Below are 10844 nucleotides of genomic sequence, written 5' to 3' on the forward strand. Positions count from 1 at the left end.
GTGATATCGACATCTTTGTTATAAACTTTCAAAATGGATAGTGCAATTGGATGACTTGAGTGACTTTCAGCAAATGCTGCGTATTCAATCAATTCCTCATTTGTAAAATCAATTTGAGAGTTGATATCCACAACTTCAAATACACCCTTGGTTAGCGTTCCCGTCTTATCGAAAACAACTGTTTCTACATTGTTCAACGCTTCAAGATAGTTACTGCCTTTTACTAATATACCTCTCTTCGATGCTCCACCAATCCCTCCAAAGAAGCCCAATGGTATTGAAATTACTAACGCGCATGGACAAGATATAACTAAGAATACTAAGGCTCGATATATCCATGTAGAGAAAGTAGCACCAGGGATCACCAATGGTGGTATGATTGCTAAGGCTAATGCTCCAAATACGACAATCGGAGTATAGTAACGTGCAAATTTTGTTATAAATTTTTCTGTAGGAGCCTTCCTACTGCTGGCATTCTGAACCAGATCCAAAATCTTAGATACTGTTGAATCGGCAAAATCCTTTGTTACCTCTATAGTCAAAACACCATTTTTATTAATGAACCCGCTCAGTGCATCATTTCCAGGCTCGAGTTCACGGGGAACAGATTCCCCTGTCAACGCAGCAGTATCAACCATAGAGTTTCCTTCTATGACCTTGCCATCTAGTGGAATTCTTTCTCCCGGTTTAACCATGATGATGTCACCTATGTTTACTTCTTCTGGAGATACTTTTCGAATCTCATCGCCAACCTTAAGATTTGCATAGTCAGGTCTTATATCCATCAGAGCACTTATTGATTTTCTGGAGTGACCTACTGCCATATCCTGGAACAATTCACCTACCAGATAGAACAGCATTACTGCTACCCCTTCAGGATACTGACCAACGAAGAAAGCACCAATGGTAGCAATACTCATCAGAAAGTGCTCACTGAATACCTGTCCACGGGCAATACCTCTAATTGCTTTTAAGACAACATCTCCGCCAACTATGATATAGCTAATGATAAATATGGTAAGTTCAAGCCAATTTTGGAAATTAAAGATTAAGCCCACCATAAACATTGCTCCCCCGACAACAAGCTTCATGATTTCTTTTTTGTTGATACCTTCTTCTTCCTTATTTTCTTTAAAGTTGGCCTTGGATGTATCCTTCTCAAAAACAACCCTAACATCTGGTTCGATTTTTTTTACGATGCCTTCAATCTTCTCATTTAACTCAGTGCGGTTGACTTTTGGATTTATTTCCAGTGTTAGTTTCTTCGAAACAAAATCTACTGCCGCAAATTCTACTCCATCTAAACCGCTTATTTCTTTTTCCATTTTAGCCGCACAATTCGCACATCCAAGTCCTTCAAGAATCGCTGTGCTTTTGTTTACCCTTGTTCTTTCTACCTCAACTATTTTTACGTCAGGCTCAAGTTTGCTTACAATGGTTGTTACTTCTCCAAGAATTCTACCAAATTCCTTTTTATCGATCACTTCAATTGTCAGCTTCTTAGATACAAAATCAACGGTCGCACTATTTACTCCTTCAAGGCTTTGTGTTTGAGCTTCAATCTTTGCTGCACAATTCGCGCAGTCAAGTCCTTCGAGTATTAATACTTTTTTACTGCTCTTGTTAACGGATTTTTCTTTCACTACTACATCCGGTTCGTGCTTTTTCACTATAGTCACTACTTTTTTTAGTGTTTCTTGATAGTCCCCCTCTATTTCATTTTCTAAAGTCAATGTCTTGTTCATGAAGTTCATATAGGCTTTGACTCCATTTAATTTATTAACCTCATCTTCAATTTTAGCTGCACAATTGGCACAATCTAAACCTTCTAAAATTACTTCCTTCTTTAACATTACTGTCCCTCCTTTACTTACTTTCTTCTGAAATATGAATTAATCCCTGGTCAAATATTTGCTTTACATGCTCATCTGCTAGGGAATAGAACACAATCTTTCCTTCTCTTCTACTTTTTACGAGTTCAGCCTGTTTTAGGACTCTTAATTGATGTGAAATTGCTGACTGCGTCATATTCAATAAATATGCAATATCACAAACGCACAACTCGTTTTCATCCAATGCCCAGAGTATCTTAATTCGTGTTGAGTCACCAATCGCTTTAAATAGGTCTGAAAGATCATAGAAAGTTTCTTCTTGAGGCATTTTTTCGCGCACTTTATTTACAACTTCTTCGTGTATCACATCACAGTCGCATCTATCGATGAGTTGTAATTTGTTTATCATTAGTATCTCCTTTGCTATTATTCAATTGAACACATGAACAATCGTTCATGTGTATAGTATATTACCTCGTGAGTGATTTGTCAATAAATATATGAACGTTTGCTCAAGTGTTATGAACTACTTATGATAACGACCTGGTAACAATTTTTGAAATTAAAACTTAAATAACTTTTTACTAGACAAAATACTTATCTTAGAAAGTGGTAGGATAATCAGAAAGTTTAAACTTGAAGCAGAATCTTAAGTTAATCTAGTTAATTTAATTGAACATACTGATCAACAAATCATCACATATATTTTTGAAACAGAAAAATTCTCAAAAAATTGATAAAATTTAATGGCACTAAAAGTTAAGCGGAAACAGGCTTGAATTATAAGCAATATAAATGCACTGAATGTAAGAATTGTCTTAAAAGATCAGCATTTACGAAGTCTGTTGCGGGAAGAAGTGTTCAATAGTGGGAACATGCAGATATGAAGGGGCAAGAGCCTATTCTAAAGCCCTTACCCCTTCATTTATTCATTATTCTATTTTAATTTTCGAAAATACACTAAACTTGAAACACTCCCGCTATATTTCTATGCATTATCATAAATCAGCTTAAACGTAAGCAGTTTTTGAGATGTGACTTTATGCTAAAACAAGTTCTAATTATAGTTGAATGTTATTTGAAAAACAAAATACTCCGATCTTACTTCTTACTTTCCTTAACATCGTAGAAATGTTTTAGATTTTCCGGCATATCATATTCTTGTTCAGCTATATTAGAATTCAAATTTTCTCCATACACTGCCTTGAGAATTCCTTCAATTACCATTGCCTTGGGTGGCACGGTATAATCTTTACCTTGATAACGCCAAACTCGACAGTCAACTTCATCTCCCAAAAGATCACCACAAGATTCGCACAAACTTTCTTTAAACTCCATCTGAATATCACGCCCATTAACGCGGATTGTAGGTGAGCTTAAAAATTTATAAGTTGTTGCTAACTCTTTAGTATTAACATTGATTTTATTTACTTGTACATCTGTTCCAGTTGCTTCGAGTATATTAGTAACTTCATCCAAAGCTTCATCCAAGTTGTTTTCAGTACCCTGACAACGAGTACAAACACTCAAATCCAAATATAAAAAATCAATTGTGAGTTTGTTTTTTTTAATTTTAATCACTTCTTCATTTCCGGAACATCCTGTTGTTCTTGGACAACAGCCTGAATTGCCTTTTTTAGTCATATTAATCACTCCTTAATTTAAATTCATACTCAATTTCAATCTGTCCTTCGCTGATTTAAAAATATTTTCTATCGAGACCTCTTGTATCCATGGTATCATCATCAAAATTACCAGCGCTTATTTCATTGACTTTCTCAAGCTATTTTTCTCAGTTTCAGCACACCTAAAAAACAACGTGTCTTTTGTATCCCCAGGCCTAATAGTCACACCTCCATTCAGACTTAAAAACCTATCAACAAACACTTCACTTCCCTCAGTCTTTGCAGCAATCTCTGTACTGAAATACGTTGTACCCCATTGATCTTTGTGTCTCTCGATGACAGATTTGAGTTGTGATCAGTAGCAAAAGGATCTATTCTGTTTGCAGGGGGCGCAAATCCTCCTTGTAATTAAACATCACCATTTTTGTTTAGCTTTGTTTTGCAGACGCAGTCTTTTTTATCATTTGATATTTGGACGAAAAAAGATAATACTTCATTCGTTTTGTCTTTATTAAGCGAATACCTCATCCAAGCACCATCACGAGTTGCATTTACCAGCCCACTTTCAGTCAGTATTTTCATATGGTAGCTAAGAGTAGCCTGTGTTATGGTAACTTCTTTCAATATATCGCTGGCACACATTTCACCACAGAATAACATATCTATAATCATTAATCTCAATTTACAAGGCATTAAATATCGGTACATAATTGCTTTTCTTGAAGTTGAAACTATATTGTATTGCATAAATGTCCTGCTTTCGATGATTAACGATATTCAAACTATTGTGAATTTAAAAGCAACATGGCATTATTGGCTGAATACGATCCGTGAACCGTTTGATTATCATTACCTTTGTCGCATCATAATTTGGTCGCGTGCAATGAAAGTCGTGAGTGGGGAGTTCTCAGAATAGACCATATTCGAATTTCGGGAACAATCATAACCAGGACTCCCCGTTGAATCTGAATATCGGTTTCCACATCGGAATACCCATACTCAGCTTGAATGATACAGGCCACAAATGCAAGTCTCAATGGTTTAGCCACATTTATCCTTTTTATTTAAAAACAGTTTGTCGTACTTTCTTCAAAGGCCTTCCAGGGAATCGATTCGGCTTTTTTACCGATCGATTGGTAGCATTCATTTTCATGCCAATGGGTTGTTTGAATTCGCTGAAACTGATCTGATTATCGTTGAATTTATACATTTATATCACCTCGTGTTCAAGGTTTTTGAGTGGTTTCGCACATTTCTCTTTCACTTACTATACCACGAAATCCCTCAAAAAGTCAGTGATGTTGAGGGTTGGCGGTTTGTTCAGCAGCCATTACTTATATTCACTAACATTTTGCATGTGAAAAACAAGAGTCAACGACAAAGCACAATATATGTTGTACGTTTACTTATATGCCGCGAAGCTCAACTGATGGGATTATCGGCCGAATAAGCTCTTGAAAAGCCTGCATTTCTTCTCTTGAAAAACCACTGAGCCCACCCTCCAATATGTCCCCGGAATCAACAAAATTCTGGAGATAATAGTGTTCTGCCCCTTTGAGCCATTGCGCAATGGCCAACATATCTTTGCTTGTATGTAATTGGCGCACGACTGTAGTTCGGAACTCATAGGGTACTATGTTTGAAAGTAATAGATCGACGCTTTCTTTGATAAGATCAAGGTTATAGTTATTAATTCCTATGGTTTGTCCATAAGAATCTGGTGAATTTTTAATATCCATGGCAACATAATCTACTAGACCAGTTTCAATTAGCTGTTTTAATTTTTTAGGCAAGCTTCCATTGGTATCCAATTTTACTAAAAAACCTAATGCCTTAATTTCCCTTATAAAATTTTCAAGCTGATCTTGCAAAAGCGGTTCGCCTCCGGTGATGCAGACTCCATCTAAAATACCTAAGCGTCTCTTCAAAAAATCCATAACTTCCTTCTGTAAAACACCCTTCTCTGATAGCTTATTTTCTACAATGGATGCATTATGACAAAATGGGCAACGATAATTACATCCGACTGTAAAAATAGTACAGCATGTCTTATCAGGATAATCCAATAGGGATAATCTTTGGACGCCACCTATATTCATTTAAAACTCCTTTCTTCAAGAAAGCTGGGAAAATTGAAATAGTTATTTTCATCTTCATTTTTTTATAAATACTAAACCATAATGATAGGGTGGTAGATCAACATGTTTATCTAAAGCAAGCCCTGCTTTTAATGCCCACTTTATAATCATTTCAGGCTTTGGTCTTATTTCCATAGATGGTCCTCGTGGCGTTTTTTCATATTTCCAATGCGTTATTGCAATTCTACCATCATCATTTAAAATATTATATGCATTTTTAAGAAGTGTAATCGGTTCCTCACAGTGAAGGATATTAAATAATGTTATAAAATCAATTTCACCCTTATAGTTATTCAACATGTTTAAAGTGCTGTCGTTACAGATATCACCATTTATCAATTGAATTTTCGAAGAATTATGTTCCGTTATTTTATCACGACAAACCTCAATCATGGCATCATCAATGTCAATTCCGATCACCTTTGAACTTACAATTTCTGCAATCGGCAATAAGAATATTCCATAACCACACCCGATATCAATTAAAGTTCTTATTTGGCTATTAATGCCGATTTTGTTTATCATGTCTATCGGTTTAAAAAATGCATCCCACGTAGCTTCTGATGGCATTCCTGACTCTCTGTATTTCATTCTCTATTCCCCATTATCTTTCACTAATATTGAATTTCTATTAAACTATTTTCACAAGCTTTTTAAGTCATAGTATTCATATCATATACAAATAAAATTAAATCTATATTTATCACATTCAAACTAAGCTTTCCATGGATCTTGAGTTTAATAACAATGTAAGCTAAGACACATCGCTAACGAAAGTTAAGCAAAAAAAGCCTCGGCATCGAACCGGAGGCTTAGGTAGCAACAAAAGCAATTTAGTCTCAAATATATGAAATCGGGAATGCTTTATGGCCGTTTTTTTAGACTTAATCCTTCGACTTGGATCGTTGCACCAATCAGATTTCTTTTTAGCACAAAATGTAGTGTTGAGGCTATCACCTTTGCATTTTTACTGATATATACGGTAATACCATTCTGTTGAAAAATATCAAACGCTTCCAATTGATCTGGTTTCGTAAGTGAAACCTCAGAGAGCTCAAAAGTTGGACAACATCCACCCCCGGTGGAACTGATCGTGAGTGTCAAATCGTTTTTTCCTTTTTTATGCATGTATGCTAAAACTGCGGCGTCTATCTTTAGTTTAAATGAATTGTCCATCTTTATCACTCCTATTCCATTTTATTTTTCGGCAATATGATTGTAAAACAACTACCTTTGTTTAATTGACTTTCGGCTTCAACCATGCCCCCATGGACAGTTACAATTGACTTAACAATGGCCAAACCGATTCCGGAACCACCAGTCATGCGGTTTCGGGATTTATCCGCACGGTAAAACCGCTCAAATACATATTGAAGTTCATCTTTTGGAATACCGATTCCATTATCACTAACACTTACTTGAACAAACTGCTTATCTTCAGAAATATGAATTTTTATAGTTCCATTCTCTGGTGTATATTTTACCGCATTAGAAACTAAATTTATGAGAACCTGGCTGATTCTATTCTGATCTGCATAGATGGCTGAACTGTCCCCACTAATCGATACGTTCAACATTTTTTTATTAATACCTACTTCAAAGTTACCAACTGCCTTTTCGGATAACTCAGTCAGATTGATTTGTGTTTTATCAAGTTTTAAATTATCACTTTCAACTTTTGCCAAATTCTCTAAATCCTGAATGATTTTGCCGATCCGCAATATTTCATCGTGGCAACTTTGCAAACGTTCGTTTGTGGGTTCCCAGATCCCCTCAATCATGGCCTCAATATGGGTTCCGATGGATGTAAGAGGGGTTCGTAATTCATGAGCTACATCTGATGTCAATTGTTTTCTTAACGATTCCTGCTTTCCCAGTGAATCGGCCAAATGATTGACAGCAACAATGAGTTCATTTAATTCTCTGGTATTTGAGCCTTCGGCGATGCGCACATCATAATCACCATCAGAAATTTGTTTTGTGACCGTGACAGTATTTAGGATTGGACTGCTTAATCGTTTAGCCAGGATTGTTCCGACGATAACTGAAAAAATGAGTGAGAAAAGTCCGATACCGATTAAAATTGTGTTGAGTGCATACAAAAACTGAAAATCATCAGCGCTTAAAAAGTACGGTCCAAAATAACTGATATGTGCGGTGCCAATGACCTCCCCGTCTTTCATAATCGAGATGGTCTTTGACATAAATTCACCATTCATTTGCGGGTATTTCGTGTCCATTCGATGTGAAATATCATCCATCACTTGTGTACACAAGGACATATCGCAGGTTTCAGCATCCCAGATCGTTTGATTCTGCAAATCATAAACCTTAACAATATACCCGTCATAAAGTGCATACATGCCAATGGTATGAACGAAATCAGCATCCCATGTTTTTGTATTCAGATCATATTGCTGACTCAAACTATCTGTTATTTCCTGAGTTCGTTTCTCCTGCTGAATGGTAAGATAATTAGTAAATTCTTTTTCTATTAAAATATTAGATAGAAAGCTGATCGAAGCTACAGTCAGTAACATTATCAGAGCAATAGTCAGCGATAATTTTGTTCTTAAGCTATGTTTCATAGCAATCTCCTAATTCAAGATTAATTGAATTTCTTCATTTAATAACCATAACGAAAAATGATTAATTTTATATCTGTTACGGAGTAGCCTTCGTTTTCGACTGAATATATAAAACTGTCTAATCTCGTCACTTCTGCATCAAATTCAATTGTTATATTCTTTTTAGGCAAATCAACTGCTACCTCTGCTTGTGCATCGATCTTAATGATTGTTTCCATTAATTCTTGTCCGCAAAGGCCACTGGATAAACCTTCAATATTGAGTGTCATTTGTACCATTTCTTTCACCTTTTAATCTATGTAAAATTGGGTGTTGGGAAAATACAGCAACACGCCTATTCACAAAATTCATACTTAGTAAAATACAAAATCATTCTTTAATTTAAAAATTGAATGACTTAGCATTAATAACTTCAATTCAATATTTTCGTAATCACAGGCAGTGTTTTGACGTTGTTTTTTATAGCCCGATCGTATAATTTTATAACGACTAATGATAAACCGAATCCGATTATACCACCACCAACTTGAAACCCTACCAATGATTGACCAAGCTGATTTGCAATCAACCAACCAATCGCCGCTCCCGCGGCGGCGGCAAATAAAGGAATCGCATATACCACAAAGGCTGCGAGTACCATACTTGCACTGTGCATCTCAAATGCTACTTTTTGTCCTGGTTTAGCCGAAACGGCATTGCGAACGTCCATGACAATAGCACTATCTCCAGGGCATGCTCCACAGTTATCGCAATCCCCATGTCTGGCGGCCTTGACTTTTGCCACATTTCCATTTACTTCAATAACAATCCCAATTTCTTGCTGTTTCATTTTCATTCCCACCTTTTAAAATTTCAATCCGTTCTGATTGATGAATCGATTATGACTTACGTCCATATTGGACCATACTATCTGTTGTTTATAAGCGTCTTTACTTTTAAGCAAAGACGCTTATAACAACTTTTTAACCGTATCAGCATGTGACATCTTTGAAATTTTTTAAGGATATTGGTTTTATACTATTTACGGTTATTTGCATTAGTTTTTCAGATTTGTCCTACTACATTGAAGTCTTCTTCTTCGATGGCCGCTTTAAAACTCTCAAAGGTTAAATTATCTGAATCGTATTCGATTGCCACCGTTTTTCCAGGAAGATCGACGATGACACTCTCAACACCTTCAAGTTCGACAACAGCATTTTTTACAGCTCTTTCACAGTGAGCACAGGACATACCTTCGACATTTAAAATTATTTTTTTCATTTTTTGCACCTCATTAAATTTTATTTAAAATATTTATTTTGAGTCGTTATTCTAGACTATTTATTTAATACTAAACGGTTTTAAGAATTTATCAACTTCAATTGGTTTTTTATCTTCGTCTTCGGCACTGACCTTGGCGAAAACCCAGCCTTCAACTTTTTCCGGATCAACGCCGGCATCAATAAAAATCTGTGGATTTAAAACAAAGACGATATCCTTGTCATTGGTACTCATGTCTTTCGCCCATTCAAACGCATTGCCATCACCAAGATCGACCCCATAGTGGTCAAGGGCGGTATGATATTTAATATTTTCACGTTTTAAATTGACAATCTGTTCATAGGAGGCTAGCGGTGTGACTTCGCCTTTATAGGTTAATTTTTCATCACCTAACATGGTTCCGACCATAATCTTATCGCCGATAACCATCCCGGCAGGGAGTTTGGTGACATCAAGTCCGGCATCGATGAATGGTTTCGCAGCCACTTCCAGCATCACATCGTGAGGTGTGCCACTGCTGTAATCTTTACTCCAGATAAAACGGGCGGTTCCATCCGGTGCCGACAAAGACCATCCGCCATTCATCTCGTCTTCGGCAATTTGATCAGGGATTGCCTGAAGAACCGCATCAAATGATGTGATAGAGGTCTTGCCAACAACATCTGCCTGCTGGCAACCAGATAGGACAACTAATAACAATGCTACTGCCCCTACTAAAACAATTTTCTTTTTCATAATCATATCTCCTTTTTATTTTAAGTTTATTTTTTTACTATTACTTATTACTTTTTATGGCTTGAACCCTTTTAATCTCAGTGCATTGGTGAGCACTGAAACCGAGCTCAGTGACATGGCCGCAGCGGCAAAAATAGGATTCAGCAGTGGCCCGCCAAACAGATAGAACAATCCGGCGGCAATGGGGATTCCGGCGACATTATAACCAAATGCCCAGACCAAATTTTGTTTGATGTTACGAATCGTGCTTTTGCTGAGTTTAATGGCAGTGGGAACGTCCATCAGATCACTTCGCATCAGCACAATGTCGGCGGATTCCATGGCGACATCGGTACCGGAGCCAATCGCAATACCAATATCAGCCTGAACCAATGCCGGCGCGTCATTGATGCCATCCCCAACCATCGCCACTTTTCGGCCTTCTGACTGGAGCTTTTTAACCTCATTTGATTTATCCTGGGGCAATACTTCGGCCAGAACCCGATCAATGCCAACCAGTCTGGCAATGGTTGCCGCGGTTTTTTGATTATCTCCGGTAATCATCGCCACTTCAATACCCATTTCATGAAGCTTGGCAATGGCCGCTTTACTGCTTGCTTTGACGACATCGGCCACAGCAATAATCCCGGACAGCGTGCCATCCATGGCAATGTACATGGGCGTTTT

The 10844-nt window shown here is 37.0% G+C and carries 13 protein-coding genes and 1 pseudogene; all 14 read right to left on the reverse strand.

The genetic code is table 11. From position 1 onward, the window contains the following. Window positions 1-1745, reverse strand: a 1745-nt coding sequence (locus tag B3F51_RS08085) for a heavy metal translocating P-type ATPase (protein WP_414632366.1), incomplete at its 3' end; no start/stop codon positions are given. 24 nt (window positions 1746-1769) lie between these two features. After that, window positions 1770-1853 (reverse strand): annotated as a pseudogene (locus tag B3F51_RS16260) (hypothetical protein); the annotation flags it as partial. 13 nt (window positions 1854-1866) lie between these two features. After that, window positions 1867-2241: an ArsR/SmtB family transcription factor gene (locus B3F51_RS08090; RefSeq protein WP_286946482.1), complete on the reverse strand. Its 375-nt coding sequence runs from the start codon at window positions 2239-2241 to the stop codon at window positions 1867-1869. A 692-nt stretch (window positions 2242-2933) separates the two neighbouring features. Next, entirely contained in the window at window positions 2934-3476 is a 543-nt protein-coding gene (locus B3F51_RS08095; RefSeq protein ID WP_286946484.1) for a DUF2703 domain-containing protein, read from the reverse strand. Window positions 3477-3865: 389 nt separating this feature from the next. Continuing rightward, window positions 3866-4204: an ArsR/SmtB family transcription factor gene (locus tag B3F51_RS08100; RefSeq protein ID WP_286946486.1), complete on the reverse strand. Its 339-nt coding sequence runs from the start codon at window positions 4202-4204 to the stop codon at window positions 3866-3868. A 659-nt stretch (window positions 4205-4863) separates the two neighbouring features. Next, window positions 4864-5556 (reverse strand): anaerobic ribonucleoside-triphosphate reductase activating protein, encoded by a 693-nt coding sequence (locus B3F51_RS08105; protein ID WP_286946488.1) that lies wholly within the window; start codon window positions 5554-5556, stop codon window positions 4864-4866. 54 nt (window positions 5557-5610) lie between these two features. Continuing rightward, window positions 5611-6186, reverse strand: coding sequence for a class I SAM-dependent methyltransferase (locus B3F51_RS08110; protein WP_286946490.1), 576 nt, complete (start codon window positions 6184-6186; stop codon window positions 5611-5613). A 273-nt stretch (window positions 6187-6459) separates the two neighbouring features. Next, window positions 6460-6771, reverse strand: coding sequence for a CC/Se motif family (seleno)protein (locus tag B3F51_RS08115; protein ID WP_026395824.1), 312 nt, complete (start codon window positions 6769-6771; stop codon window positions 6460-6462). 11 nt (window positions 6772-6782) lie between these two features. Then, window positions 6783-8183, reverse strand: a complete 1401-nt coding sequence (locus B3F51_RS08120; RefSeq protein WP_286946493.1) for a sensor histidine kinase — start codon at window positions 8181-8183, stop codon at window positions 6783-6785. A 38-nt stretch (window positions 8184-8221) separates the two neighbouring features. Beyond that, on the reverse strand, window positions 8222-8461 hold the full coding sequence (locus tag B3F51_RS08125) for a heavy-metal-associated domain-containing protein (protein ID WP_026395828.1): 240 nt from the start codon (window positions 8459-8461) through the stop codon (window positions 8222-8224). A gap of 134 nt (window positions 8462-8595) precedes the next feature. Continuing rightward, on the reverse strand, window positions 8596-9012 hold the full coding sequence (locus B3F51_RS08130; protein ID WP_026395829.1) for a SoxR reducing system RseC family protein: 417 nt from the start codon (window positions 9010-9012) through the stop codon (window positions 8596-8598). 215 nt (window positions 9013-9227) lie between these two features. Then, a complete protein-coding gene (locus B3F51_RS08135) occupies window positions 9228-9443 on the reverse strand; it encodes a cation transporter (RefSeq protein ID WP_286946496.1) in 216 nt (71 codons plus the stop codon). A 60-nt stretch (window positions 9444-9503) separates the two neighbouring features. Beyond that, a complete protein-coding gene (locus B3F51_RS08140; RefSeq protein ID WP_286946498.1) occupies window positions 9504-10178 on the reverse strand; it encodes a hypothetical protein in 675 nt (224 codons plus the stop codon). 54 nt (window positions 10179-10232) lie between these two features. Then, window positions 10233-10844, reverse strand: a 612-nt coding sequence (locus B3F51_RS08145; RefSeq protein ID WP_286946500.1) for an HAD-IC family P-type ATPase, incomplete at its 5' end; no start/stop codon positions are given.

Source organism: Acetobacterium sp. UBA5834 (genome assembly GCF_002435675.1).
GTDB classification, from domain to species: Bacteria; Bacillota; Clostridia; order Eubacteriales; family Eubacteriaceae; genus Acetobacterium; species Acetobacterium wieringae.

Coding starts and splice junctions, on each gene's coding strand:
- B3F51_RS08090 (WP_286946482.1), bottom strand. CDS start 2,241: ATGATAAACAAATTACAACTCATCGATAGATGCGACTGTGATGTGATA.
- B3F51_RS08095 (WP_286946484.1), bottom strand. CDS start 3,476: ATGACTAAAAAAGGCAATTCAGGCTGTTGTCCAAGAACAACAGGATGT.
- B3F51_RS08100 (WP_286946486.1), bottom strand. CDS start 4,204: ATGCAATACAATATAGTTTCAACTTCAAGAAAAGCAATTATGTACCGA.
- B3F51_RS08105 (WP_286946488.1), bottom strand. CDS start 5,556: ATGAATATAGGTGGCGTCCAAAGATTATCCCTATTGGATTATCCTGAT.
- B3F51_RS08110 (WP_286946490.1), bottom strand. CDS start 6,186: ATGAAATACAGAGAGTCAGGAATGCCATCAGAAGCTACGTGGGATGCA.
- B3F51_RS08115 (WP_026395824.1), bottom strand. CDS start 6,771: ATGGACAATTCATTTAAACTAAAGATAGACGCCGCAGTTTTAGCATAC.
- B3F51_RS08120 (WP_286946493.1), bottom strand. CDS start 8,183: ATGAAACATAGCTTAAGAACAAAATTATCGCTGACTATTGCTCTGATA.
- B3F51_RS08125 (WP_026395828.1), bottom strand. CDS start 8,461: ATGGTACAAATGACACTCAATATTGAAGGTTTATCCAGTGGCCTTTGC.
- B3F51_RS08130 (WP_026395829.1), bottom strand. CDS start 9,012: ATGAAACAGCAAGAAATTGGGATTGTTATTGAAGTAAATGGAAATGTG.
- B3F51_RS08135 (WP_286946496.1), bottom strand. CDS start 9,443: ATGAAAAAAATAATTTTAAATGTCGAAGGTATGTCCTGTGCTCACTGT.
- B3F51_RS08140 (WP_286946498.1), bottom strand. CDS start 10,178: ATGAAAAAGAAAATTGTTTTAGTAGGGGCAGTAGCATTGTTATTAGTT.